This is a genomic window from Hyphomicrobium sp. LHD-15, assembly GCF_031157355.1.
GTDB lineage: Bacteria > Pseudomonadota > Alphaproteobacteria > Rhizobiales > Hyphomicrobiaceae > Hyphomicrobium_C.
Genome location: NZ_JAVIFT010000007.1, coordinates 67,686 through 93,555, shown reverse-complemented (window position 1 = coordinate 93,555; position 25,870 = coordinate 67,686). Strand labels below are relative to the sequence as shown.

General features: G+C 63.0%; 17 protein-coding genes. 9 read left to right on the top strand and 8 right to left on the bottom strand.

The window, feature by feature from the left end; genetic code table 11:
• Positions 1-2: 2 nt before the first annotated feature.
• A complete protein-coding gene (locus RCO24_RS17670) occupies positions 3-701 on the bottom strand; it encodes an OmpW family outer membrane protein (protein ID WP_308963985.1) in 699 nt (232 codons plus the stop codon).
• A 426-nt stretch (positions 702-1,127) separates the two neighbouring features.
• Between RCO24_RS17670 and RCO24_RS17665 the strand changes: the two genes are divergently transcribed.
• Complete coding sequence (locus tag RCO24_RS17665) at positions 1,128-1,829, top strand: Crp/Fnr family transcriptional regulator (protein WP_308963984.1); 702 nt, start codon at positions 1,128-1,130, stop codon at positions 1,827-1,829.
• A gap of 113 nt (positions 1,830-1,942) precedes the next feature.
• Here RCO24_RS17665 and RCO24_RS17660 read toward each other — a convergent pair whose 3' ends face one another.
• Together RCO24_RS17660 and gyrA are read right to left on the bottom strand one after the other, a co-directional pair.
• Positions 1,943-2,224 carry a hypothetical protein gene (locus RCO24_RS17660; RefSeq protein ID WP_308963983.1) on the bottom strand — a complete coding sequence of 94 codons (282 nt, stop codon included), beginning with the start codon at positions 2,222-2,224 and terminating at the stop codon, positions 1,943-1,945.
• A gap of 57 nt (positions 2,225-2,281) precedes the next feature.
• Complete coding sequence (gyrA, locus tag RCO24_RS17655; protein ID WP_308963982.1) at positions 2,282-5,053, bottom strand: DNA gyrase subunit A; 2,772 nt, start codon at positions 5,051-5,053, stop codon at positions 2,282-2,284.
• 330 nt (positions 5,054-5,383) lie between these two features.
• On the opposite strand from gyrA, the gene RCO24_RS17650 reads away from it, so the two are divergent.
• The gene (locus tag RCO24_RS17650) at positions 5,384-6,013 is read left to right on the top strand and encodes a PRC-barrel domain-containing protein (protein ID WP_308963981.1); all 630 of its coding nucleotides are present in this window, start codon (positions 5,384-5,386) and stop codon (positions 6,011-6,013) included.
• 156 nt (positions 6,014-6,169) lie between these two features.
• On the top strand, positions 6,170-7,306 hold the full coding sequence (locus tag RCO24_RS17645; protein ID WP_308963980.1) for a cation diffusion facilitator family transporter: 1,137 nt from the start codon (positions 6,170-6,172) through the stop codon (positions 7,304-7,306).
• Positions 7,307-7,524: 218 nt separating this feature from the next.
• On the opposite strand, the gene RCO24_RS17640 is transcribed toward RCO24_RS17645, so the two are convergent.
• A complete protein-coding gene (locus RCO24_RS17640) occupies positions 7,525-8,067 on the bottom strand; it encodes a single-stranded DNA-binding protein (protein ID WP_308963979.1) in 543 nt (180 codons plus the stop codon).
• Positions 8,068-8,748: 681 nt separating this feature from the next.
• The gene (locus RCO24_RS17635; protein WP_308963978.1) at positions 8,749-10,803 is read right to left on the bottom strand and encodes a pentapeptide repeat-containing protein; all 2,055 of its coding nucleotides are present in this window, start codon (positions 10,801-10,803) and stop codon (positions 8,749-8,751) included.
• A 278-nt stretch (positions 10,804-11,081) separates the two neighbouring features.
• Between RCO24_RS17635 and RCO24_RS17630 the strand changes: the two genes are divergently transcribed.
• Both RCO24_RS17630 and RCO24_RS17625 read left to right on the top strand, forming a co-directional pair.
• Positions 11,082-11,441 (top strand): YkgJ family cysteine cluster protein, encoded by a 360-nt coding sequence (locus tag RCO24_RS17630; RefSeq protein ID WP_308963977.1) that lies wholly within the window; start codon positions 11,082-11,084, stop codon positions 11,439-11,441.
• Positions 11,442-11,683: 242 nt separating this feature from the next.
• The gene (locus tag RCO24_RS17625) at positions 11,684-12,127 is read left to right on the top strand and encodes a hypothetical protein (protein WP_308963976.1); all 444 of its coding nucleotides are present in this window, start codon (positions 11,684-11,686) and stop codon (positions 12,125-12,127) included.
• 105 nt (positions 12,128-12,232) lie between these two features.
• Here the strand turns inward: RCO24_RS17625 and RCO24_RS17620 are convergent, their stop codons facing one another.
• Positions 12,233-12,847 carry a hypothetical protein gene (locus tag RCO24_RS17620; RefSeq protein ID WP_308963974.1) on the bottom strand — a complete coding sequence of 205 codons (615 nt, stop codon included), beginning with the start codon at positions 12,845-12,847 and terminating at the stop codon, positions 12,233-12,235.
• A 466-nt stretch (positions 12,848-13,313) separates the two neighbouring features.
• Between RCO24_RS17620 and RCO24_RS17615 the strand changes: the two genes are divergently transcribed.
• Positions 13,314-13,622, top strand: a complete 309-nt coding sequence (locus RCO24_RS17615) for a hypothetical protein (protein ID WP_308963972.1) — start codon at positions 13,314-13,316, stop codon at positions 13,620-13,622.
• An 895-nt stretch (positions 13,623-14,517) separates the two neighbouring features.
• Here RCO24_RS17615 and RCO24_RS17610 read toward each other — a convergent pair.
• The gene (locus RCO24_RS17610; protein ID WP_308963971.1) at positions 14,518-15,861 is read right to left on the bottom strand and encodes a PAS domain-containing protein; all 1,344 of its coding nucleotides are present in this window, start codon (positions 15,859-15,861) and stop codon (positions 14,518-14,520) included.
• 301 nt (positions 15,862-16,162) lie between these two features.
• On the opposite strand from RCO24_RS17610, the gene RCO24_RS17605 reads away from it, so the two are divergent.
• Positions 16,163-18,232, top strand: coding sequence for a PAS domain-containing protein (locus RCO24_RS17605; RefSeq protein WP_308963970.1), 2,070 nt, complete (start codon positions 16,163-16,165; stop codon positions 18,230-18,232).
• Between the two features lie 25 nt (positions 18,233-18,257).
• Here the strand turns inward: RCO24_RS17605 and RCO24_RS17600 are convergent, their stop codons facing one another.
• On the bottom strand, positions 18,258-20,984 hold the full coding sequence (locus RCO24_RS17600; protein WP_308963969.1) for an autotransporter domain-containing protein: 2,727 nt from the start codon (positions 20,982-20,984) through the stop codon (positions 18,258-18,260).
• 258 nt (positions 20,985-21,242) lie between these two features.
• Here RCO24_RS17600 and RCO24_RS17595 point away from each other — a divergent pair, with 258 nt between their 5' ends.
• On the top strand, positions 21,243-22,214 hold the full coding sequence (locus RCO24_RS17595) for a helix-turn-helix transcriptional regulator (protein ID WP_308963968.1): 972 nt from the start codon (positions 21,243-21,245) through the stop codon (positions 22,212-22,214).
• 184 nt (positions 22,215-22,398) lie between these two features.
• Positions 22,399-25,422, top strand: a complete 3,024-nt coding sequence (gene uvrA / locus RCO24_RS17590; RefSeq protein WP_374990977.1) for an excinuclease ABC subunit UvrA — start codon at positions 22,399-22,401, stop codon at positions 25,420-25,422.
• Positions 25,423-25,870 lie beyond the last annotated feature (448 nt).

Genomic DNA, 25,870 nt, shown 5'->3' with positions numbered 1-25,870 from the left:
GCCTACTTCAAGGCGACCGGCGCCGAGCGCGGCGCGAACAGATCCTCGAAATTGAAGCGATAGCCGACGCCGACGCTGTAGATCCACGGATCGATCTCGACATCCGCCGTGATGCCGGTGCCCTTCCACGACGCGTCCGTATCGATGAAGGTCTTCTTCACGTCGGCGTTGAGGTACCAGCCGCCGCCGAGCGAGATGTCGACACCCGCCTGCAGCGTGAACCCGAAGGCGTCGTCGAGATCGATCTTGGCGCCGCCAAGATCGCTACGCCCTTCGCCGAAGAAGTGGATGTACTGCACGCCCGCGCCCACGTAGGGCTTGAAACGGCCGAAGTTGTCGAAGTGGTACTGCAGCGTCAAAGCCGGCGGAAACACCCAGAAGTCACCGAGATCGGTGCCGTTGATACCGCCCTTTCCTTCTGCCTCGAGCTTGGCGAAGCAGCAGAACAGTTCGACCGCAACGTTCTTGTTGAGGAAGTAGGAGAGCGTCAGCGTCGGCAGCACCTCTGTGTCGACTTCCGCGTCGTAGCCCGCAACCACGCTGCCGCCGGACGAAACCTTGGCGCTCGAATCCGGATCGACCACCGTGCCCTGTACGCGAACCATGAAATTGCCGCTCTCGCTTCCGGCCGCTGCCGGCTGAGTTGCTGCAACCAAGCTGCCGATCACGGCCAGCGATCCCAAAAGTTTTGTCCTCGTCATCATCGAGTCCTTCCCGACTGAAAATTCCCCCGACCGGCTCGACCAACGCGCCGGCACTCATTCGCTCGCGACACCATGGGCTGCGTCGGCGTCCGGGCTTAAGCGCCAAATCGCTGGCATTGCTGACACAAATCAGCACCGCCCCCATTCCGATGGCTTCGTTGCAGCCACGCCACGAAACCATTGATCGAGATCAAAAGGGGTGCGGCGTCGCGCGGCTCTCTGAGCCCCTGCGGCCTTGATCGCCGTCAAAGCGAACCATCGCCGAGATGCCGAAGTGTTCGAGATCCGCGGGAGAAGGGGATCGGACCGCCGGGATAAATCCCGCGCATCGATCGTCCGCCATCGGACCGCGGGCCGCGCCAACGCGCTGCTCTCTACCCGATCGGCCCCGAAGCTTCGACACCGACGAGACCTGCCGAGCAAATGAAACCATCACCCGAATTCGTTCTGCAGCAGCTCGAACCGCATACGGTGCGCATCTCCACGCGCAAGCGCCAGAAGCTCGCCATATCCGCCGAGTCCGACGAGACGCTCTATCTGATCCAGACCGGCGTCTTTCTCGTGCGCGCCGCCTGGCGCGACGACCGCCACCAGATCCTGAGCCTGCTTTACCCCGGCGATTGCATCCGTTCCTCCGCGATCCCGCCATTGGACGGGACCGAGATCGCCGCCGCCTCGGAAAACGGCGAAGTCTGGCGGCTGCGCTGGTCAATCGCCCGTGGCCTGTTCGAAGGCGACCCGGATCTCGCGCACCACGTCTCCGATCGCCTCGCCGACCAGACCGCCCGTCTTGCCCTGCACAACACGATCATCGCGGGCCTCACCGGCGACGAACGTGTCGCGGCGTTGATGACCGAGATCGCGCTCCGCGTCGGCAAGCAGACTCCTGCCGGAATCGTATTCGACATGCCGCTCTCACGCACCGATATCGCAGAGCACCTGGCGCTCAACGCCGACACCGTATCCAGAATCGTCTCGCGCATGAGAGCGAACGGGCTGATCGCGGTCGCCGGACGCAACCGCCTCGTCTGCCGCAGCATCGAAGCGCTCGCCTACGAGTGTCCGATCGCCACCACCATCAGGCGGATGCACGAAACCGCACCCCGCCGCACGCTCGTGGCCTGAGGGACATCAGTCCCGACCCGCCGACGCATCCAAAAAACAAAACGCCCGGTTCACGAATGAACCGGGCGTTCCAATCTCTCGTCACTGGATATCGGCAGAAAAAGCGCGGGCGCTTACTTCGCAGCCGCCTTCTTCGCTTCCTGCTCCTTGAGGTACTCCTCGACGTCCTTCTCGGTCACTTCCTTGTTGTCGACGAGCGCCTGCAGGCAGCCCGTCGAAAGCTCGGTCGCCTTGGACTTCATGCAAGCCCGCAGCGCATCGCTGCCGACTTCCAGGTTGTCACAATGCTTGTGATAGTCGTCGCGGCACGCATTTTTCACGGCATCATTGACAGCCAGCGCCGCAGACGCGGAAAACGACAACGACAGCGCGGTAATTGCGATCAAACGTTTCATCTAGTTCCCTCATAAGAAGAATCGCCCAGCAAAGATGCCCCGATCGCGCGGCATAATTTAGCCCGCTTCGCCGTTTTCCTCATTCGTCTCGCTTTCGGTCCCGTCGTCCGGGATTCGTTCGACCGAAACGACACGCTCCTCGGCTTCGGTCTTGAAGATGCGCACGCCTTGCGTGTTGCGTCCCGCGATGCGCACGTCGTCCACCGGACAACGGATCAGCTGGCCGCCGTCCGTCACCAGCATGATCTGATCCGAGTGATCGATGGCGAACGACGCGACGAGATTGCCGTTCCGGTCGTTGACGACCATGGCAACGATGCCTTTGCCGCCGCGGCCCGACGTCCGGTACTCGTAGGAGGAGCTGCGCTTGCCGTATCCCTTTTCGGACACCGTGAGCACGAACTGCTCCTTGGCGGAAAGCTCGGCGTAGCGCTCGGGCGTCAGCTCCGCCGGCGCGTCGTCGCCGTCTTCGGCTTCCACCTCCGCTTCCACGGGAGCTTCGGCCTCCTCGCCGGTCTCGCTACGCCGGATCTGCGCCGCCTGCTTGAGATAGGCGGTGCGTTCGGCGGGAGACGCTTCGGCGTGCGTCAGGATGGCCATCGAGATCACCTCGTCGCCGTCGTCGAGCCTGATGCCGCGCACGCCGGAGGAATCGCGGCCCTTGAAGAGGCGCACCTCGTCCTTGATCAGGAATCGGATGCAGCGCCCCTGCGCCGTCGTCAGCAGCACGTCGTCCTCGGGCGAAGCGATGGCAACCGACACGATGCGATCCGGCTCCGCGCCCTCTTCCGCGTCGAGCTTCATCGCAATCTTGCCGTTGCGGTTGATGCTCTCGAAATCGGTGAGCGCGTTGCGGCGCACGCCGCCGCTCTTGGTCGCGAAGATGAGTTCGAGCTTCGACCAAGTCGAGGTGTCTTCCGGCAACGGCAGGATCGACGTGATCACCTCGCCCTGCGCGAGCGGCAGGAGATTGATCAGCGCCTTGCCCGAGGCCTGCGGCGTCGCCGCCGGGAGCCGCCACACTTTCATGCGGTAGCACATGCCTCGCGACGAGAAGAACAGCACCGGCGTATGCGTCGAGGTAATGAAGATCTGCGTGACGAAATCCTCGTCGCGCGTCGACATCCCCGAGCGCCCCTTGCCGCCGCGCCGCTGGGCCCGATAGGTCGAGAGTGGCACGCGCTTGATGTAGCCCTTGTGCGAAACCGTGACGACCACGTCCTCGCGCTGGATCAGGTCCTCGTCCTCGACCTCGCCTTCGATGTCGACGATCTCGGTTTTGCGCGGCGTCGCGAACTCGTCCTTGATCGCGGTAAGCTCGCCCTTGACGATATCGACGATGCGCGCGCGCGAAGAAAGAATGGCGAGGTAGTCCTTGATCTCCTCGGCGATCTTCTTCAGTTCGTCGCCGATCTCGTCGCGACCCAGCGCTGTGAGGCGTGCGAGGCGGAGATCGAGGATCGCTTTCGCCTGCTCTTCCGAAAGCTTGTAGGTACCGTCAGATGCAAGGCTATGCCGAGGATCGGCGATCAGCTCGATCAACGGCGCCATGTCCTTCGCCGGCCAGTCGCGCGCCATCAATTGCGCCTTGGCTTCCGCCGGAGAGGGCGAGAAGCGGATCAGCTTGATGACCTCGTCGATGTTGGCGACGGCGATAGCCAGGCCCACCAACACGTGCGCACGCTCGCGGGCCTTGAACAACAGATGCCGCGTCCGCCGCGTCACCACGTCCTGGCGGAAGGTCGTGAACGCTTCGATGATGTCGCGCAGGTTGAGCTGCTCGGGCTTGCCGCCGTTGATCGCCAGCATGTTCGCGCCGAACGTCGTCTGCAGATCGGAATAGCGCCAGAGCTGGTTCAACACCACGTCCGCAATCGCATCGCGCTTGAGCTCGATGACGATCCGCATGCCTTCGCGATTGGTCTCGTCCCAGATGTCCGAAATACCCTCGACGCGCTTTTCGCGTACGAGGTCGGCGATCTTTTCGATCAGCGTCTTCTTGTTGACCTGGTAGGGGATCGCAGTGACGACGAGCGCCTCGCGGTCCTTGCGGATTTCCTCGACCTCGACCTTGGCCCGCATGATGATAGAGCCGCGGCCCTTGTGATAGGCGGCGAGTGCGCCCGCGCGTCCGAGAATGAGGCCGCCGGTTGGGAAATCTGGCCCCTGAATGATCTGCGTGAGGTCGTCGACGTTCGTTTCCGGATTGTCGAGCATCAGCACGCAAGCGTCGATCACCTCGCCGAGATTGTGCGGCGGAATGTTGGTCGCCATGCCGACCGCGATGCCGCCGGCGCCGTTGACGAGCAGGTTGGGGAACTTGGCCGGCAGTACCGACGGCTCCTGCAAACGGTCGTCGTAGTTCGCCTTGAAGTCGACCGTATCCTTCTCGAGATCGTCGAGCAGGTACTGCGCGATCTTGGAAAGGCGCGCTTCCGTGTAGCGCTCGGCTGCGGGCGGATCGCCGTCGACGGAGCCGAAGTTGCCCTGCCCGTCGATCAGCGGCACGCGCATCGAGAAGTCCTGCGCGAGGCGCACGAGTGCATCGTAGATCGCGAGGTTGCCGTGCGGATGGAAGTCGCCCATCGTGTCGCCCACCACCTTGGACGACTTCATGTGCTTCTTGTTCCAGTCGAGCCCGAGCCGCTGCATCGCGTAGAGGATGCGCCGGTGCACGGGCTTCAGGCCGTCACGCACGTCAGGCAGAGCGCGGGAGATGATGACGCTCATCGCGTACTCGAGGTACGAGCGCTTCATCTCGTCCTGTATGAGCACGGGGCGGATATCGCTCGGACCTGAGGCGCCGGGCCGGTCGCTGTTATCTGTCAATGTCGGAGTCCTAGTTGCGGGGCCGTAACGGCAAGCGAAACTTGAGATCAGATCTCAAAGAATTGAACCGAGGGCGGCCCTGCCGCGTTCCAGATTCGATGATTGGCTGAGTTTAGCCGACCCATCCCCCGAACCGCAATCCTGGACCACCCGTCCAAGCCCCCCGCCCACGAGAATCTCACGGATTTGAGGGGCTTGGCCCAACTTTCTCCCCAGGGATCTTTCGACGCACGGCTGCCAAAAAGTAGTGCTTACGTGCGTTCAGTGCTTAGTAGGCGGCTTCTCTTCACCACACGCCAGCACGCTCTTTTTTCCTCCAAGGAACTGAACATGAAACACATATCGCTTATTGCCGCCGGCCTTATTGCATTGGCCCCCGCCGCCTGGGCCGACACCACGTTTCTCCCCGCCCAGACCGACGCCGAATATCTGGCCAAGGATCATCTGATCGGCGCCAAGGTCCACGGCAAGGAAGGCACCATCGTTGGCGACGTCGAGGATCTCATCATCAACGACCAGAATCAGGTCGTGGGCGTCGTGATGGGCACGGGCGGCTATCTCGGTTGGGCCGAGAAGAAGGTCGGCGTCGACCTGGCGTCCCTCAAGTTTGAGGAAAAGGACGGCGCTCTGTTCGTTTCGCTCCCGGACCTGACCAAGGAGACGATCGACTCCGCACCCGACTTCCAGCGCAAGAAGCCCGCAAAGTCGCTGTTCGAGCGCGCCAAGGAAAAGGTCAACGAGTTCTCCGACAAGTCGAAGCCACAGATCGACGAGGCCAAGAAGAAGGCCCAGGAAGCGCTCGACGCCGCCAAGGAAGCAGCCGGCCCCGCACTCGAGAAGGCAAAGGAAGCCGTTTCCGGCGCCATCGACACCGCCAAGGAAGCTGTCGGCTCAAAGCCGGAGGCGACACCGGCCACCCCGCCCGCCGATCCGGCCGCACCGGCTCCGGCCAACCCGTAATCGCCGTTTGACGGCTGTTCTGCAAAGCCTCGCCCGAAATCTCGGGCGGGGCTTTGTGTTTGTTTGAGGCCGTGTCGCGCGCACTCTTCCGGCCACCCGCAAACACGCTTAAACACGGAAAGCACGAGATATCGGCACGGCTGGGAGGAGCGACACGTGGCAGCGGCAGGCTCGACAAGCGTCGTCGTCGTGGCCCTCGCGTGCAATCTCGGCATCGCGTTTGCAAAATTCGCAGCCGCCGCCTGGACCGGCTCGTCCGCCATGTTGTCGGAAGCGATCCATTCGCTGGTCGACACGTCGAACCAGGCGCTCTTGCTGCATGGCATCCGCCGCCCGCGCCGCCCAGCCGATGCCTTCCACCCCTTTGGCTATTCGAAAGAGCTCTATTTCTGGAGCTTCGTGGTCGCGATCCTGCTGTTCTCGCTCGGCGCCGGCGTCGCAATCTATGAAGGCGTCGAAAAGCTGATCGATCCGCGCCCCGTCACCGATCCGATCGTCAACTACGTCGTGCTCGCGGTCGCCTTCGTGCTCGAAGCCATCTCCGCAACCAAGGCCGTGCAGGAATTCAACGGCCGCCGCGGCAGCCTGCCCGCCCTCGTCGCGCTGCGGACGTCCAAAGACCCCGCGCTTTTCACCGTCTTGCTTGAGGATGGCGCAGCCCTCGCCGGACTGACCATCGCCACCGTCGGCATCGCGATTTCGCACGCCACCGGCTCATCCACCGCCGACGGCTACGCCTCGATCCTGATCGGTTTGCTGCTCGGCGCCGTCGCGGCCTTCATGAGCATCGAGATTCGAAGCCTCATCGTCGGCGAGGCCGCCTCTCCGGCCGTGCTGCAGGACATCCGCGACGCCATCGCCGCCGAGCAGGGAAGCGGCAAGCCGATCCGCGCCATCAACGACGTTCGCACGATGCACTTGGGACCGACCGACATCCTGGTCGCGGTGAGCGTCGATTTCGAGGACGGCGTGACCGCAGAGACCATCGAGAGCACCACGACACGCGTCGAGCGCGCGATCAAAGCGCGTCAGCCCGCGGTGCGCCGCTTTTTCATGGAAGGCCAGTCGAGCACCGATCACGCGGAAACCGAACGCGCCCTCGCCGCAACGCTCGACGGAAAGACTTCGCATACCGACGCCCTAGTCACGCCGCCAGCCTCGGCACCCGCCGAGCGCCCCGCGCAACCCACTTCGTCCTCGGCAATCACAGAGGCGCCCACCCGGCAGACGCCCTCCGCTCCGGCCCCGCACCTCAGCCGCAAAGAGCGCAAACGCCACAAGCACAAGCGCTGAAGACCGCTGTCATCCTCGATTTTGTCGTGAGGGTCGCGCTGCCAGCAAGGTTGACGCAACCTCGCCTGAAGCGCTCGCCAGCCCAAACCATGGATCCCAGGCACGAGCGTTCAGCCCAGCCCGGACAGATCACCGGCGGGTGTTCGGGGACATGGCCGACATCGACAACCGCCTGATCGACAATCGCCTGCCTGCTGCCAGTGGCCCCCCGCCAACCCCTAGAACGGGATCTCGTCGTCGAACGGCTTGTCGAGCGCGCCGCCGCCCTTGGAGCCGCCGCCGCTGCTGCGCGAAGCCCGCTTCGGCTCGCTGCTGCCGCCGCTGAACCCACCACCACCGCCGCCACCGAAGCTGCCGCCGGCATCGCCATAGTCCGAGCCGCCTTCAGACAATCCGCTGCCCGCGCCCGAGCGCCCGTCCAGCATCGTGAGCTGGCCGTTGAAGCCCTGCAGCACCACTTCGGTCGAATAGCGCTCCTGGCCCTGCTGGTCCTGCCACTTGCGGGTCTGCAGCTGGCCCTCGATGTAAACCTTCGCACCCTTCTTCAGGTACTGCTCGGCCACCTTGCACAGGTTCTCATTGAAGATGACGACCGAATGCCATTCGGTCTTTTCGCGACGCTCGCCGCTGTTCCTGTCCTTCCAGGTTTCGCTGGTCGCGATCCGGAGGTTGGCGATCGGGCGCCCATCCTGCGTGCGGCGAATTTCGGGATCGCGCCCGAGGTTCCCGACGAGGATCACTTTGTTGACCGATCCGGCCATGTCGTCACTCCTTGGCTGTGGCGCGCCCCGATCAAGACCGCAAACGGCCCATCTCGAAAGCGCGGCAAACTCGAATTCCGGCCGGCTCGCGTGGCATTCATCCTGACGGACGCATCACCGCGAGCGACTCAAGTTGCAGAACCCTACTCGCAATAACGGCCGGCCGGGAAATCCCGTCCGCGGTTGTCCAAAGATTTCTCAATTCGTAGGCGTCGCGCGGGGTTAGAGCGCAAACGTTCGCACGAGTTCCACACTCGGCGTCGCTTTTCGATCACCCGCTCAGGCGATTCCGCCACAGTTCTCGTTATGTTCTAGCATGCCGGGCCCATACTGGCAACACAGTAGGCTGTGAACTCATTCTGGCTGGCGCATTGCCGCGAGGACTTTTGCGTCGCTGGCAGGAGCGAGGCCGCCGCAAACCTCCATGGTTTGCAAGGTCTCGCGACGAACCGGCGGCGGAAAAGGACCGCGCCCCTGTGGGGTGAGCCAAAGCGAGCCAATGGCGTCGTCGTCATGCTGAAAGCATGCCTCCGGCATGACCCGCTTGTCCGATGCGATGGGCATCGACCGTCATGCTGAAAGCATACCTCCGGCATAACGCGCTTTTCCTGGCCCTCGGCTCGCTTTGGCTCATCACTGCACCAGCCAGAATGAGTTCACAGCCTAGGGCACCGGAAAGCCTCACCCGCCGCGCGCGACATCGGCCGCCGCCGACAGATCCTTGAGCGCCTTCGGCAACACGGTTTTGGAAGCCGGGCAGTCGTCGGACTTGAGCCGGTCGTAGATCGCGACCAGATCGCCGCGGAATTCCTGCCGCGGCGCCCGACGGGCGATACCGGTCGCAACTGCGCCATTGCCCCAGCGCGGCCGGCACATCAGCCGCGAGAGATAGTCGGTGATCCGGGGCTTGTAGAGCTCGGGATAGGCCTGCGAGCCGGCGGAAGCCAGGCTCTGCCACTGTGCGTAGTCTTGCGACGAGCCCCACTTCGCAGCCTCTGCGAGATTGGTCAGCGGCTCGATAAGCTCCGCCACCCGCGCCTTGACGCGCCGGCTGATGATCCGCCCCTCGGAGAATTTGAGATCCGACACGTCCGCGTCCGTGATCGCCGCGATTGAGACACCAGTGAGATCGACGAGCCCTTCGGGGTCGGCCGCCGGCGGCACCGTCTTCCACACTTTCGCTTCCCGGAAATCCGCGCCCGTGACGCTCGCGCCGATCAGATCCGCCCCGCGCAGCGAGGCCCGATAAAGCACCGCGCCGTCGAGCTTGGCATCGCGGAAGTCGGCGAGATCGAGATGCGCATAGCTGAGAATTGCGCCCGTCAGATCCGCACTCGAAAAATCGGCCGCCAAGAGATGCGCGCCGGTGAGGTCCGCCCCTTGCAGGTTCGCGACCAGGAAGTTCGCACCCTGCGCCTGCACGCCACCGGTGAAGTCCACCTTGTCGAGCCGCGCCGACGAGAAGTTCGCGCCCTGCACCAGCGAATAGGGAATCTCCGCGCCTTCGAGACGCGCTTCGTCGAGCTTGGCGTTGCGGAGATCGATGCCCGTCATATGCGCCCCGTCGAGGCGCGCACGTGTGAAGATCGCCCGCCTTGCCGTCGTGCAGTTGGCGGCGTCGCGATCCTCGGTCAGGATCAGCTGCATCGCATCCGCGCACGCAAGCCACGCACCCCGGAGGTCCGTCCCGCTCAGCGAAGCTCCGCGCAGGTCCGCGCCCGTGAGATCAGCCTGATGAAGATCCGAGCGGTCGAGCTTAGCGAAGCGGAGGTCACGATCCCGCAGGCTGAGGCTCGGCTCGCCCGCCGTCTGCTCCTTGTCGACGACGAGATCGGTATCGATCACCTCGAGATTGCGCTTGAACACGCCGAGCAGCGCGCCGTCCGAGCCGAACGACAACAGCGGCACCGCGTAGCCCGCGATATAGCGCGGCCGCGTCCCCGTCTCGTCTTCGTTTTCGATACCGAGCACGCGCTGCGTCGCGCGGTCGAGCCCCTCTCCGGGAATGGTCGCAACGAAGAACGAGAACAACCATACGGAGAGCAGCACGACGATGGTCGCGACGAAGCTCACCGGATGCGCCGATGTGGTCCTGAGGAACGCCTGCATGAACGACGTCTCGGCCCGCATCAGGAAAACGCCGATCGAGATCAGCATCGCGATATCGACGAGCAGCGCGACCCTGTGCGTCCAGGTGATGCCGACATCGTGGTAGGGCAGGAACACCACCTGGATGTAGATCAGCAGCACCACCGGCAGCACAACCAGCGTCAGCCAGCTCATGCCATGCAGGAACGCGCTCATCACCCGGCTGCGGTAAGGCCCCGCAATCGCCTGCACGAAGAAGAAGTTGTTGAGCTCGAGCCGCAGCGGATGCGTGCGCCGCTCGGTCGCCTCCAGAAGCCGGATCGCATAGTCGAATTCCAGCGTCTCGCGGGCCAAAAGCGTCAGTTGCGACACCAGCCCCAAGTGCATCAGCACCAGCACGATCGGCGCAAACTGGAAGAACTGGGTGAGCTGGATGTTGACCTGCAGGATCGGCAGCGAAACCGGAGTCTCGAGCAGCAGGTCCTTGTGGGTGACCCCGGCCACCGCGATCATGAGGTAAGCCATGATGGCGAGGAAGATCAGCCAGCCCGTATGCGCGGTATCGCTCGAGCTGTTGACGGCCTCGAGCAGGCTGTACGGGTTGACTGGCGTTTCACCCTCTGGCGCGCCACGTGTCAAATCCGTCATACCTGAAACCCTCGATAAAATACGCGTACTGACATGCGCCGACATTAAAGGAGAAAGTGTGTCAGGAAGCCAAGGCACCCAGGAACACTCGGCACGACTTTCCCCCGCCGTTGTGGCCCCCTGGACGCAAAGTCGCGGAAGAAAACCATTCTACGGCCTTGGCATAGCAGGCTTTACCGTTGCCGACATCGCAAAGGGAAGTTAACAGAGAGGGAAGGGTGAACTTGCCGGGCGCGCAATGCTCCGGTCCGCCCAAGGGGTCAAGACGGATACGTCTCGTGTACGATTGCAAGAAGTGTCCCGGCTACTGCTGCTCATACCCGCTGATCGCACTCGATAAGCGCGACGTCGAGCGGCTCGCCCGCCATCACAACATGGGCTTCGAGGAAGCCCGCCGCGCCTTCACGCGGGAAGCCCACGGGCGCAAGTATGCGATGAAGCGGAAGAAGGACCGCCACTTCGGCGCGATCTGCCGCTTCTTCGACACCGTAAATCGCCACTGCACGATCTATAAAGCGCGCCCCGCCGTCTGCAGGTCATTCCCAGGCAAGGGACGCTGCGGATACTACGACTTCCTGAGCTTCGAGCGCCGCTCGCAGGAGGATCCGAATTGGGTTGCCGTGACCACCAATACCTAACCTCGGCAATCCGGGCGTCACGCACCTGCACGAATCACAATAGATTGGGTCATTCAATGCGTTACGGTCTGGGGGGTAACCCTGGAACGAAACGCGTTTAAGTAAATTGTTAAGCGTCCTTTATTTATGATGCGCGCTTGGTCGCCGAGTGTTATGGGGCGGCCGCATTGAGCGCCGATGCTTCGGTTGCTTGAGCAACGGCCGAAGCCGACCAAACTTGTGTCGCTCATAAGGAGACGACCATGACCCTCACGAGGCGCGCCGCGACCGCTGTCGCCGTCCTTGCGGTGGCTGCCATCCCGGTTGGCGCCCTGACCCTCACGGGCACCTCGTCGAAGCCCGTTTCCGTCGCGGTCGACACCGGCGTAGCTGTGGACCAAGCCCCAGCCGAGAACCTTTCGCGCTTCGTCGCCGAGAACGCCACCCTGACCGCAGACGACGACGTGCTCGTCACCGTCGCCGCGATCCCGCAGACCCAAAGCCTCGTCCCGCAGGACCCGATGACAGACCCGTCGGAAGCGGCAGCACCCATTGCAACCGGCGCACTGCCCGACGCCACGCCCACAGAAGCCGAGCCTGCCAAGCCCGCCGCCAAGTCCCGCCGCCCCATCCGGCAAGCCCAGAAAAAGGGCGGCCCTTCTTCCGGCAGCTTCGAAATGCTGTTCTCGGGACCCAAGAACAAGTAGCGCCAGGAAACGCCGCGGCTAGCGCCCGACGCACCGCCTCCCATAAAATGAAACCGCGGATCGGGCCACCCGATCCGCGGTTTTTGTTCTAAGCAGGCAACCCGATCACCCCGTGCTGGCGGTGCACTTGGTCTCGCACGGCACCTCTTCGCGCTTGTCCACCGAGCCACGCATCGGCGACATGATCTCGCGGAAGCACTTGCCGCCCTCTTTGACGACGCGCACGAGCTGCGTCTTGCTGACGAGCGTTTGGCACACGACCTCGAGGCTCTGCGCAACGCGCGTTCCCTGAGACGCTGCAGTATCCGCCCGCGCCGCCCCGATGATGAGATCGAGGAAGCCGGAAGGAGGCACTTCACCCGGCTTCTGCAGCTGATTGTAGGCGATCCACTCGTAGGTCGCCTTGCCGTCCGATGTCGAGACCTTGAGCGAAATATCCCCGGTGCTGGCGCACGCGCCGGCATCCACCTTGGTTCCTTGCGACGTCGAGAGCGCCTTGTACTCGATCTGGCAGTCGATGTTCCGCTCCCAGATCGCGTATTGGGCGAGGCGGTGCGAAACCTGCGTGAACGGCACCTTGTACTGCCACGCGTGATAGGCCGTGATCGCCGTCGGAACCGCGCCGACGATCGTCACCACGAGTGCGGCCGTCTTGAGAAACGGAACGAAACGCTGCACCGGGCCTAGATGCGGTTCGTCGGCTATACCTCGATCTGTCATCGGTCTCGCTCCCTCGAAGGTCGTTGCTTTGGACATCGTGCGCGGCGCTCGCTTCGCTATGCGAAATCTCTGGCCGCTGTGTGACACGCCCTGCCTGAACCAGGCTTGAGCGAAGAGTTCATATGCCGTTCAGGTGCTCGGAACGGTGTGCCGAAACTAGCGTCACGACCCGATATTGACCATCGCGTTTACTTTGCCCGAGCCAACTCGCGGCTTTTGTCCGGCTCGATGGCACATCTACGTCTACCTGCGGGCACCTGCGGACGGGGCGCAAGTTTCACGCGCCCAACGGCCAACGAAACCGACTGTAGGGCTCCTTAGGGACATCGGAAATGCCCCTAGCCGAAATCCATAATGGTTCCCACAGAAGGCACCGGCCGGAATGGTGGTCCCGCGCTTGCTTCCTAAATCTTGTGACGATCGCGGCAACGACCGCGGGACCGATCACAAACCATGGAGAGGAAGCATGTTTCATTTCAAAGCCTCGTGCATTGCCATCGCTGCAGCTGCCTTGCTCGCGACGCCGGCCGCGGCGTTGACCATCGAAAACCAGGACAAGGCCGAACTGAAGGTCGGCATCGACGAAGGCAATGTCGAGCACGTCGAATCCGTTGCCGCCGGCAAGAGCGCGGACCTATCCGCCAAATGCAAGGAGGGTTGCGGCCTGACCGGCCCGTGGGGCTTCTCGTGGATGGCGAAGCCCGGCGACAAGCTGACCTTCAAGGACGCCAAGCTGAACGGCGCGACCGTCGTTGAAGGCTCGGTCACCCAGTAAGGCCATCTCTCTGGCCTCACACATAGACCGGGATCGCGAGGCGTCGCTCCCAAACCGATCATGACCATGTGGTTCCGGTCTTGTCAGAAACCGCGCACCCCCGACGCGGTCCCGGGGTGCTTCGGCACCCCAAAAACAGGGTCGGACGCGAAGGTTGATCCCGCCTGAAGCGTCCGGCCCTCCCCTGTGCGGACGAATGAATTCCGCATCCCCAAAAAGCCGAAGTCACGCACACAAGAAGTCACGCACACAAAAAGAATGAGCCCCGTCGCGCACTCGGCCGATCGGGGCTCTCTGTCTTCGATAACCTACCCAGCTGAGCCGGGCTTATGAGGCGAGGCTCTGGCACCACGGCCCAGATCTTGACCGGGTCTCCGCCCTCGCATGAAGTTCGACAATGTTGATCTTGGAAGAACCTGGATCTGTGGAGCCTAAGCTGCAGCAGCTCGCCTTATCCAAGCTTGGACCTCGCTTCAGCGCGGGGTCCGGCAAGGTAACCAGGTGGCGTCATGCTCCCTCCATTCGCTGTTGATCCTAGACCTCGTGTCCGCTTGCAGCCGACCAGCGGGTTCAAGCCGACAAGCTCGAGGTCTGAGCTCCTAGGACAGCCGTCCTCACAACCGGGGGTGCTGCGGGCCTTAATGAACGGGACCACCCATTCCAGGGAGACCGAAGGCAGCGACAGCCGTCACCTATGAGATTTGGCCTCTAAGCTCTTGCTGTCAAGGGTCAAACGTCGTTGCATTGCGAGAGTACCGAGCGGCTCGGATCAGTGCCACGCCGACGAGAAACTCTTGGGCGCATGCGCATCCTCAGCTATCAGTAGACCGATAGACAGCACCCCGGAGCATGCATTGGTGGCCAACCCGTTTCCGCTTCGGGAGCTGACCGACGACTACTCGGCGAGGACAGACCCGGTCGGTGCACTCAGTTTCCAGACCAGGCCCTCGGAATGAAAGTTGAGCGCCACCTCCGCGCGGAGAGCAGCGGCTGGGTTGCTCTCGATCACGACGGTGCCAAAGCCCTTGCGAGACGGCGCAATCACCTTCGGTCCGCCGGCCTCGGTCCATTGCAGGTGAAAGCGGGCGCCATCGGACGCATCCTCGACAGACCATTCCACCGCCACCGTTCCACTCTCATTCGAGAAAGCGCCGTACTTGAGGGCGTTGGTCGTCAGTTCGTAGATGGCCAGACAAAGCACCTCGGCTGCGTTCGGACTGATCCGTAGCTCCGGGTCCCCGATAAGCTGCATCCGGGTGCTTCGCAGCTTTCCGACCGCAGCCGTCTGGAAGACGATGACGTCGCGCACTTTCGAGCCGGTCAAGCGCCCGCGAATGAGCAAATCCTGATTTCGAGCGATCGATGCGATACGCCGCTCGAGCACTTTGACGAACTCCGCATCCGGATTTGGAACGGATTGCCTGATCAGCTCCTGTATCACCGTGAGCATGTTTTTGGAGCGATGATTTAACTCATGCACGAGGAGTTCGATCTGCTGCTCGCTTTCCCGCTGCGCGGTGACATCGCGCGAAACGCAGAGGATCGATTCAACCTCTCTATCCTCGTTCATCAAAGGCGTGAGCATGTTGTCCCAATAGCGAGGACGCTCGTTCGGCAGCTTGCTCACTCCCGGGAAGCGCGCACTCTTTCCGGCCAGCGCCTCCGCAAGCGCCAGCTTGCCGATTGAATGGACTTCTTCAGGCAGCAGGCCAAGCCACTCCATTCCGAAGCCGGTTTCTTCCGACACGTTGAGCGCAACACAGCCCGCCTTGTTCATTTGCGACAAGGTGCCGTCCCGCTCGATCATTTTAATGCAATCGACGCTCGCATTGAGCATGTCTGCTTGCGCCCGCGACTTCTGAACCAGACCAAGCTTGCGAAGTTTTATCTGATGAATGTCGGTAAGGACGCACAGCCACTCCATGACAGCGCCGCCCTCATCCAGGCGCGGACGGGCCCGAAAGAGAAACCAGCGAAATCCATCAACCGAATGCTCGAGGCGCACATCCGCCTCAAGTAGTTCCTCGGACCTGACAGCCTCTTTCAGGTTGCAAGCAACGCGATGCCGATCGGACGGATGGACACATTCGAGCCAGTCATCCGAAGCAAATTTCGGGGACTGTTCAGCCGCGTAACGGCGCCAGGCTTCATTAAAATAATTACAAGAACCATCAGAACGAACGATACAAATCGGATCAAAATATTGGTCTAACGTTTTACATTCCTCCTCGACCCACACGCCTCCGTCACGAGATCATATCCGGGCGCGCGTGGAGCGCAATCTTTCTACAGTAGGCATGCGCAGGAGAGCTGCCCTCCCAGCGCGAACCCACCCCACCTCGCGTCACCTCTTACGGATCGGCGCGATCTGGAAACGCGCACGCCTACCGCGCATGTTCCGGCTTAAAAATATTTCTCCGGTCCGATGGAACTCGGAGGCAGGCTAGCTATTAGGAGACAGCCCTTTTTCCCTTCCAAAGACCAGTCGCGAATATCCGGTGCGACCCTCCTTCGATCGGCACTAGCATTGGATCGTCCGCGTGACATCGGAACAAATCGACCAGCTGCAACGCCGCATCAAGTCTCTCGAAGAGGAGAATTCGCGGTTAAAATCAGCCCCCTCCCAAGGAAGCCAGCTCGATCTTAGCGCCGAGCGCTATCGCACCCTCTTCGACTCGATCGACGAGGGCTTTTGCATCATCGAATTCCTCGACGGCCCGCATGGCCCCCTCAGCGACTACATCCATATCGAAGCCAATGCCGCCTATGCCCACCACGCCGGCATCCCAAATGTCGTCGGCCAGAAGGTCCGCGACATGGTTCCGGACGAAGCCGACGCCTGGGTCGAGCTCTATCGCGGCGTATTGCAGACCGGAGAGCCGATCCGCTTCGAGCGCGAGTTGATCGCCACCGGCCGCTATCTCGCCCTCTCTGCATTCCGCATCGAGCCGCAGAGCCTCAGGCAGGTCGCCGTCCTGTTCCAGGACGTGACGGCGCGAAAGCGGGCAGAGAACGCGCTTCAAAAACTCAACGAAACACTCGAGGCGCGGGTCGCCCACACTCTAGCGGAGCGCAAAGTTCTGGCGGATATCGTCGAGGCAACGAACGCCTTCGTTCAAGTTCTCGACAACGACTACAGATGGATCGCGCTCAATAGCGCCGCGGCGCAGGAGTTCGAGCAACTGTTCGGCGTCCGTCCGACGGTGGGTGACAATCTGCTCGCGCTCCTCGAACGTTTCCCCGAGCAACAGACCGCCGCGCGAGCGCTCTGGCAGCGCGCATTTTCCGGTGAATCGTTCATGGAGGTTGCCGACTTCGGCGAGCAAGCCAAACGGAAATTCTACGAAATGCGCTTCAACCCGCTCCACGACGCGAACGGCCAGCGGATCGGCGCCTATCAGTTCGTCTACGATGTCACCGAACGCCTCAACGAGCAGGCGAGATTCAAAACCGTACAGGAAGCGCTCCGCCAGTCGCAGAAAATGGAGGCTGTCGGCCAGCTCACCGGCGGCATCGCTCACGACTTCAACAACATGCTGGCTGTCATCCTGAGCAGCCTGCGGCTTGCCGAACGGCGCATGGCGCGCGGCGACTTCAACATTCAGGAATTCCTCAGCGGCGCTGTGAAGGGCGCCGAGCGCGCCGCGACGCTTGTCTCACGTCTGTTGTCATTTTCGCGTCAGCAGCCGCTGTCGCCCCAGAGAACAGATGCCAACAGGCTGGTGGGAGGAATGGAAGATGTGCTCCGCCGCACGATCCCGGAAAGCATCACGATGGAGTTCGTGCGAGCGGGTGGCTTGTGGAGCATCCATGTGGATCCGCATGGGCTCGAAAGCACGCTCCTCAACTTGGCCGTGAACGCGCGCGATGCCATGCCCGACGGCGGCAAGCTGACCTTTGAAACCGCCAACGCTCATCTCGACGATCCCTACGCGGCCGCGCATGCCGACGTCGCGGCCGGCCAATATGTGCTCGTCGCCGTCACGGATAACGGCCATGGCATGACCCCGGAAGTCGTCGGGCGCGCCTTCGAACCGTTCTTCACGACGAAGGAAGTCGGGGCCGGTACCGGCCTCGGCCTCAGCCAAGTCTACGGTTTCATCAAGCAATCACGTGGCCACGTCAAAATCTATAGCGAGGTCGGTGTCGGAACGACGATCAAGCTCTACATCCCAAGGCTGGCGGAAAAGCTCGTAACGAGCCCCTCGGAGATCGAGCAGACCGCCACTCAGGTACGCGGCAAAGGCGAGCTCGTGCTGGTCGTCGAGGATGACGACGACGTGCGCCGCCTCACGACCGAGATGCTGAGCGAGCTAGGCTTTTCGGTGCTATCCGCGAGTAACGGACGCGACGCCTTGGTGTTGGCCGACAGGCATCCGGAAATCGTGCTCCTCATTACCGATGTCGTGATGCCGGGCATGAACGGCCGCAAGCTGGCCGAGGAGGCCCAGCGCCGGCGTCCAAGTTTGAAAATCCTGTTCACGACCGGCTACACCCGCAACGCCATCGTGCACAATGGCGTGCTGGACGAGGGCGTCCAGCTGCTGCCCAAGCCGTTTTCCCTCGAAGCCATATCCGCCAAGATCACCAAGCTCCTGAGCGAAAGATGAGGCGCGGAACAAACACGCCCGTCGGTCAGAACTTCACATCCAGATTGGCTCGCACCGTTTGATCGACCGCCCCCGATCCGTACTGTCCGTTGGCCGACACGCCCAACGTCGCAGCGGGCGAAAGCGTGAAGTCGAGGCCGGCTTCGACCACCACGACATCCTCCGCGATCGGCACGCCGCCGATCGAGAAGGCATTGCCACCGGAAGCAAAGCGAACCGATGACGACGGCGAAATGTCGCCGAAGCCATGCCGCCAGCCGATTGTTCCTTTCGCCGTCGCCGAGAGCGCCCCGAGCGAGAAGTCCGCGGCCGCCCGCACACCCAGCGTTGTAAAGGCCGTGTCCATGCTCCCGCCCCCGATCGCGAGCGCAGCTGCTCCCCCGGTTTCGCGGAGGCTATCGGAGCTGAGATTGACATAGGCGACGTTGCCGAACGGCTCGTAGCGCACGCCACCGGCCTTGAAGCCAAAGCCAAGCTCCGAGAAAACCTGAAGCGTTTCCGCATCAAACTGGCCCGTCACGTTGTCCGAGAAGCTCGGGAGCACGATGGCGCGCGAGACATCGGCATCGTGCCACGTGTACGCGCCACCAGACCGCCAGGCCAAGGCTCCCCACTGCCGGCCGCCGTAGAGGCCGAGCGAATAATTCTCGCTTTCGCCGGAAGAGCGCCGTTCGTCGGCGTCGAAATCGGTGCGGCTGTAAGCAGCGATCGCGCCGACGCGCCACGCTTCGAACGCACGCGCATCCGCGCCGACGATGATACCACCCGTCACCCGGTCGAGCTTCGCGGCGTTGCCGTCGCCATCGGTCTCCCCCCAGGAACCGAAGCCATGCCCCCACGCGGCCAGGCGATCGCCGCCGGCCGGCGCGCCGTCTTCAAACGCGGTGCGCAGGCGGTCGAGCGCCGCGGCCCGCACGAAGCCGCTATCCTCGATGAACGCACTGCGCGCCGACGCGTAGATTTCGCCGGAAAGCTGGTCGAATGCGTGCTGCGCCTGCGGCAGCGCGAGGTAGAGAACGGCGTCATAGAGCGGATTGCCAAAACCGAGGCTGTCGACGCCATCGCCCGTCGCGACCTGATTGGGTGTCGCGCCCACCGCTCCAAACCCGAACGCATTGCGCGTCAGCGTGAGATAGGCGTTGTTGGCATCATAGCTCAGCGCCGGATTGAGAAAGGCGAAGTTGGAGGTAACGCTGTCGAAAGCCCCCGTAAGCCCTCCTGCTGCAGTGAGGATTGTATAGGGCGTCGACGCGGCGTAGAGGCCGGCTTGCGCGAGCACCCGCACTTGGCCGCCGTTGAGAGTGGCAGCTCCCGTCGCGTCGATGCGATCCGACTGGCCGGCGGCATTCACCTCCGCCTCGTAGATCGAACCTGCGTCAAAGTTGATGTCGCCCGCGACGTTGAGCGTTCCAATTGAAAGCCCCGGTGCGACCACGCCTCCCGCCGAGACGTATGTCTGCCCCACGGTCCCGTTGCCCCTTAGAACACCATTGCTACTGACATTGATACGCCCATCGACAAGGCCTCCGTTGGAAACCGTAAGCTGTCCATCCCCACCAAACCCGACAAGGAGCGTTCCACTTCCGAGATCCCACACGGAATTTGTGCCGGTCACCAGAACCGTTCCCGACCCGGCTCCATACCGACCGATGACACCGCCGTCGCTGAGGACCTGCGCACCGCCTTCGATGGTGAGTGATCCATCACCCTCACCGCCCACCCACAGATCGCTTGTGTTGGTCCACGTCGAACCAGAACCGGATACCGTGACCGAACCTGACGAGCCATCACCTTCCGCAATGAAGCCGCGATAGTTGGTCACCGCGGCCCCATTGGTAATGGACAGGGTACCCTGGCCTTCCACACCGATCGCCAGGTTGTTTACGTTGTTCCATCTCGAGTCCGCGCCATCCACGCTCACCGAGCCCGAGGATCCCGCGTACCGGCCGACTAGGCCCGCGGAATTGCTGACTACGCCGCCGTTGGTCACGGTCAGGGTGCCCGTACCTTCTCGCCCGACGATCAGATTGCCGGAGTTGGTGAGCGTTGATCCGGTCCCATCCACGGTCACCGTGCCGGTGGACGCACCATAGAAGCCGAGCGTCGTGACGACCGAGGACACTGTGCCGCCGGTGGCCACGTTCAACACGCCCGTGCCTTGGTATCCGACGAACAGCTCCCGCGAGTTCGTCCACGAGCCGCCAGTAGTCACATTGACCGTACCGCTGCCGGCAGCCCGATTGCTGAGATATCCGTCCTGGCTCGTGACAGCGCCGCCGTTCTGGATCGTCAATGTGCCGGTCCCGAGAAACCCCAGCTCCATGTGTGTCGCGACGGCCCAGAGCGACCCGGCCCCGCTCACCGTGGCCGAACCGACGCTGTTGAGACCGATATCCGCCGAGAGGCTGGAGAGCGTTCCGGCATTGTGAATCAATAGATTTCCACCTGCTGCGGAAACGCCGATACGAACCACCTCCGCATATTCGTTGGTGCCATCGATCACCGGCCAACCCGCGCCTTGCGTGTCGATGGAAACCGAGGTCGCCGCCGTCGGAACAACGTTCGTGTCCCAGTTGGCGGCACTGCTCCATGCGTCCGAAACCCCGCCGGTCCAATCGGACGCCACCGACGGCCTCGCCGTCGCCGCCACGGCAAGAGCCAGCGCGGAGACGGAACAAAGCCACGGGCGGGCCCACCCATGCGCAGCCCCACGCTCTGCCGCACTTCGCCTGCCGATCGTCTTCGACGTCATCTTGCCCTCTTGCATCAACCCGCTTCCGGCCTTCGACTCGACCTGGCCATTGGGATGCAAGATAAGGATCGCGCCCCGTCCGTATTGACGCTCCGCGACCTGGGACTTGTCGCTGAGCGACCTCGCGCGGGAAATCCCGGCGATGTGCCAAAAGTGCTTCAGTTTCAGCGCTCAATCCGCCTCACGGATTGAGCGACCAGTTGATCGGCCATGAGCTCCGTGCTCATTAGTCGGCATACCGACACTGCAGGATGCGCAATGGAGACTGACACGTCGCAACCGGCTCCGTCGCTCAGCTTCTCGGCTGTCGGCGTCCCGGACCGCAAACGGCTTTCAGCACTGCGGGACTATCTTTCCGACATGATGCGGACCGAGGTCGAGGCGCTGAATCCGGACGCACCATTCGAGTATGCGGCCAGCCTGCGGATTGTTCCTGGAGCAAGTTGGGGAAGCGCGGTTTCCTCGGCAGTGGCGACCACACGCACCGCCAGCCTCGTCAAGGACGGCTGCGATGATCTGATGCTGGTGATGCCGCAATCCCGCATGACCGTCGTCGCGCCGGGCAAAGACGATCTCGTTATTCAGCCCGGCGATGCGGTGCTGCTGTCCAAAGCCCGGGAAATGCAGGTTATCCTTCACGAGCGCGGGACATGCTGGGCGTCGAGCGTCTCCCATCGCGACATCGCACGCCTGGTGCCGCAGATCGGCTCCGCGCCGATCCTGGCGATCCGCAACGACGTACCCATGCTGCCGTTGCTCGCCCGCTATGGGAACTTACTGGAAAACGATCCTCTGATCGGCTCTGCCGTCCAGGGAATGGCCGCACGCCACCTGCAGGAGATGATGGCATTGGCGATCGGCGGCTCAGCCGACTTTCAGGAGGAGGCCGCCCAGACCACGCTCGCATCCGTCCGGTTGAAGGCTCTGGAAGCCGACGTCTTCGCCAACCTTGGCGACACCAACCTCAGCCTCGAATGGATCGCTGCCCGTCAGAACGTGTCGCCGCGTCATTTGCAACGGCTGCTCGCCCGCAAAGGGACGAGCTTTTCGGATCTCGTGCGCCGGGCACGCGTGTCACGCGCCCGCGCCATGCTCGAGAGCCCGCACAATGCCGGCCGCTCGATCCTGTCGATCGCCCTCGAATGCGGGTTCCCCGAAGCCTCGGCCTTGAACCGCGCGTTTCGGCAGGAATATGGCCTCACCCCCGGCGAGGTCCGCTGGCGCCGCTGACGCCTGTCGGATCGGCCCAGGCGGGCGAAACCGGCGCCCGGTCAGAGGCTTCACGCCGCCCCGCGGGGGGCGGGGCCTGAAAACCCGTCTTCCCCACCCTATATAGCGCCGTCCCTGTCAATTTTTGCCCCCGCGCCGTTGGGTTGCATTGCCGCCGCGCGGAGCCTCGGCTAGATCTCCTCCCATGAGCAAATCCCCGAAGAAATCCGCACCCCGCCCCGGCTCCGACTTGATGAAAACCATCCATGTCCGGGGTGCGCGCGAGCACAACCTGAAGAACGTCGACCTCGAGGTCCCACGCGACGCCCTCGTCGTGTTCACCGGCCTCTCGGGCTCCGGCAAATCCTCGCTCGCCTTCGACACCATCTACGCCGAGGGCCAGCGTCGCTACGTCGAGAGCCTCTCTGCCTACGCCCGCCAGTTCCTCGAGATGATGCAGAAGCCGGACGTCGACCACATCGACGGCCTCTCGCCCGCGATCTCGATCGAACAGAAGACAACCTCGAAGAACCCGCGCTCGACCGTCGGCACCGTCACCGAGATCTACGACTACCTGCGCCTGTTGTTCGCCCGCGTCGGCGTCCCCTACTCGCCCGCGACCGGCCTCCCCATCGAAAGCCAGACCATCTCGCAGATGGTCGACCGCGTGCTCGAGATCCCCGGAGGCACCCGCCTCTACCTGCTGGCCCCCATCGCGCGCGGCCGCAAGGGCGAGTACAAGAAGGAGCTGGCCGAGCTTCAGAAAAAGGGCTTCCAGCGCGTCAAGATCGACGGCACCCTTTACGAGATCCCGGACGCGCCGAAACTCGACAAAAAGTTCAAGCACGATATCGATGTCGTCGTGGATCGGATCGTCCTGTCGAAGGCAGGCGATGAAAAAACTCGCGCCGACATCAAGAAGCGCCTGGCCGACAGCTTCGAAACCGCGCTCGGCCTCGCCGACGGCATCGCCATCGCCGAGTTCGCCGACAAGCCGCTCCCGAAATCGGAAACCGAAGGCGCCAACAAGAGCAAGAACGAGACGCACGAGCGCATCACCTTCTCGGCCCGCTTCGCATGTCCCGTGTCCGGCTTCACCATCGAAGAAATCGAGCCACGTCTGTTCTCGTTCAACGCACCCGCCGGCGCCTGCCCCGAGTGCGACGGCCTCGGCACGGAATTGCAGTTCGAGCCCGAGCTGGTCGTGCCGGATCCCGAGCTTTCGCTGAAGGACGGCGCTATTTACCCCTGGTCGCGCACCGGCAACACCTCGCCCTACTACGAGCAGACCCTCGAAGCTCTCGCCAAGCACTACAAGGTGCAGATGTCGATGCCGTGGGAGCGCCTGCCGAAGCACGTGCAGCTCGCGATCCTCTACGGCACCGGCGAGGAAGAAGTCGAATTCATCTACGAGGACGGCGCCCGCCGCTACAAAACCGAAAAGCCGTTCGAAGGCGTCATCGGCAACATCGAGCGCCGCTGGCGCGAAACCGACTCCGAGTGGGTGCGCGAAGAGCTTTCCCGCTACCAGGGTGCCCACAAGTGCGAAGCCTGCAGCGGCTATCGCCTGAAGCCGCAGGCCCTCGCCGTCAAGGTCGGCGGCCTCCACATCGGCGAGGTCGGCGACATGTCGATCAAGACCGCCAACCAGTGGTTCGCCGACGTCCCGAAAACCTTCACCAAGCAGCAGACCGAGATCGCGACCCGCATCCTGAAGGAGATCCGCGAGCGCCTCGTCTTCCTGAACGACGTCGGCCTCGAATACCTGACGCTGTCCCGCGCCGCAGGCACGCTCTCCGGCGGCGAGAGCCAGCGCATCCGCCTCGCGTCGCAGATCGGCTCGGGCTTGACCGGCGTGCTCTACGTGCTCGACGAGCCTTCGATCGGCCTCCACCAGCGCGACAACGACCGCCTGCTCGGCACGCTCCGCCACCTGCGCGACCTCGGCAACACCGTCATCGTCGTCGAGCATGACGAGGACGCGATCCTCACCGCCGATCACGTGGTGGACATCGGCCCCGGCGCCGGCATCCACGGCGGCGAGATCATCGCCCAGGGCACGCCCGACGACATCATGGCCGACCCGAAGAGCCTCACCGGGCAATATCTCTCGGGCGCCCGCCAGATCCCGCTGCCGAAACAGCGCCGCCCCTTCGACAAGAAGCGCACGCTCAAGATCACCGGCGCGCGGGGCAACAACCTGCACAACCTCACCGCCGAGATCCCGCTCGGCACGCTGACCTGCATCACCGGCGTCTCCGGCGGCGGCAAGTCCACGCTGTTGATCGACACCCTGTTCAAGGCCGTCGCCCGCAAGCTCAACAACGCCCGCGAGCACCCGGCGCCCTTCGACAAGCTCGAAGGCCTCGAAAACCTCGACAAGGTGATCGACATCGACCAGTCGCCGATCGGCCGCACCCCGCGCTCGAACCCCGCGACCTACACCGGCGCCTTCACGCCCATACGCGATTGGTTCGCGGGCCTCCCCGAGAGCAAGGCGCGCGGCTACGGCCCGGGCCGCTTCTCGTTCAACGTCAAGGGCGGCCGCTGCGAGGCCTGCCAGGGCGACGGCGTCTTGAAGATCGAGATGCACTTCCTGCCCGACGTCTACGTCACCTGCGACCAGTGCAAGGGCAAGCGCTACAACCGCGAGACGCTGGACGTCACCTTCCGCGAGAAATCCATCGCCGATGTGCTCGACATGACCGTCGAGGAAGGCGCCGCGTTCTTCAAGGCGGTGCCGCCGATCCGCGACAAGCTCGAAACGCTGGCCCGCGTCGGCCTCGGCTACATCCACATCGGCCAGCAGGCGACGACGCTCTCCGGCGGCGAAGCCCAGCGCATCAAGCTCTCGAAGGAACTGAGCCGTCGCGCGACCGGACGCACCCTCTACATTCTGGACGAGCCGACCACAGGCCTCCACTTCCACGACGTTGCGAAGCTTCTGGAGGTGCTGCACGAGCTGGCCGACGCCGGCAACACGGTCGTGGTGATCGAGCACAATCTGGAGGTCATCAAGACCGCCGACTGGATCATCGACCTCGGCCCGGAAGGCGGCGACGGCGGCGGCAAGATCGTGGCCGCCGGCACACCCGAGGACGTCGCGGCCGTCAAGGAAAGCTACACCGGGCGGTATTTAAAGGACTTGCTCGTGCGGCGAGCGAAAGGGCGTCCTGCCGGAGGCGGGCAAGCAAAAGACGGAAACGGCAAAAAACAGGCGGCGGAGTAGCCTCAGAGCGTTCGCCGCCCCACCACCGTCATGGCCGCGCAGGCGGCCATCCATGCAAGCTTCAACGGTCTGTCCGCTTCTGACCCAAAGCAGTCCTGAGCTAGTGCAGCGTGCCGCGAACGGTGACGACCGTAGTGCCGAGTTTGCGGACGTGACAAAGTCCGCTCGTGCTCATCGAGGCTCCCGCGCGAGATGTCAGCTGCTAACTCAAAAGCGGACTTTAGGAGAAGCGACGCGATAGCAGAAATAAAGAATCGCGATGGATGTCCTTGATTGCCCTGGCTTCATCATCCGCGTGCCAGCAGGCTTCCCAGAAGGGCTTCCGCTCACGCAACTAGGTAATGGCTATACACCATTAGGAATTTCGTCGTTCTTGAACGGCACCAACTTCTGCTCCATTACTAGATGCATTCAGCTCACAGAATTTCCTGCCCTGTCAATATGCAAG

Bases quoted from the DNA above. Each gene is read 5' to 3' on its own strand.
- RCO24_RS17640 (WP_308963979.1), bottom strand. From the start codon at position 8,067: ATGGCCGGATCGGTCAACAAAGTGATCCTCGTCGGGAACCTCGGGCGC.
- uvrA (WP_374990977.1), top strand. From the start codon at position 22,399: ATGAGCAAATCCCCGAAGAAATCCGCACCCCGCCCCGGCTCCGACTTG.
- RCO24_RS17625 (WP_308963976.1), top strand. From the start codon at position 11,684: ATGACCCTCACGAGGCGCGCCGCGACCGCTGTCGCCGTCCTTGCGGTG.
- RCO24_RS17620 (WP_308963974.1), bottom strand. From the start codon at position 12,847: ATGACAGATCGAGGTATAGCCGACGAACCGCATCTAGGCCCGGTGCAG.
- RCO24_RS17660 (WP_308963983.1), bottom strand. From the start codon at position 2,224: ATGAAACGTTTGATCGCAATTACCGCGCTGTCGTTGTCGTTTTCCGCG.
- RCO24_RS17615 (WP_308963972.1), top strand. From the start codon at position 13,314: ATGTTTCATTTCAAAGCCTCGTGCATTGCCATCGCTGCAGCTGCCTTG.
- RCO24_RS17595 (WP_308963968.1), top strand. From the start codon at position 21,243: ATGGAGACTGACACGTCGCAACCGGCTCCGTCGCTCAGCTTCTCGGCT.
- RCO24_RS17635 (WP_308963978.1), bottom strand. From the start codon at position 10,803: ATGACGGATTTGACACGTGGCGCGCCAGAGGGTGAAACGCCAGTCAAC.
- RCO24_RS17650 (WP_308963981.1), top strand. From the start codon at position 5,384: ATGAAACACATATCGCTTATTGCCGCCGGCCTTATTGCATTGGCCCCC.
- RCO24_RS17670 (WP_308963985.1), bottom strand. From the start codon at position 701: ATGACGAGGACAAAACTTTTGGGATCGCTGGCCGTGATCGGCAGCTTG.
- RCO24_RS17665 (WP_308963984.1), top strand. From the start codon at position 1,128: ATGAAACCATCACCCGAATTCGTTCTGCAGCAGCTCGAACCGCATACG.
- RCO24_RS17600 (WP_308963969.1), bottom strand. From the start codon at position 20,984: ATGACGTCGAAGACGATCGGCAGGCGAAGTGCGGCAGAGCGTGGGGCT.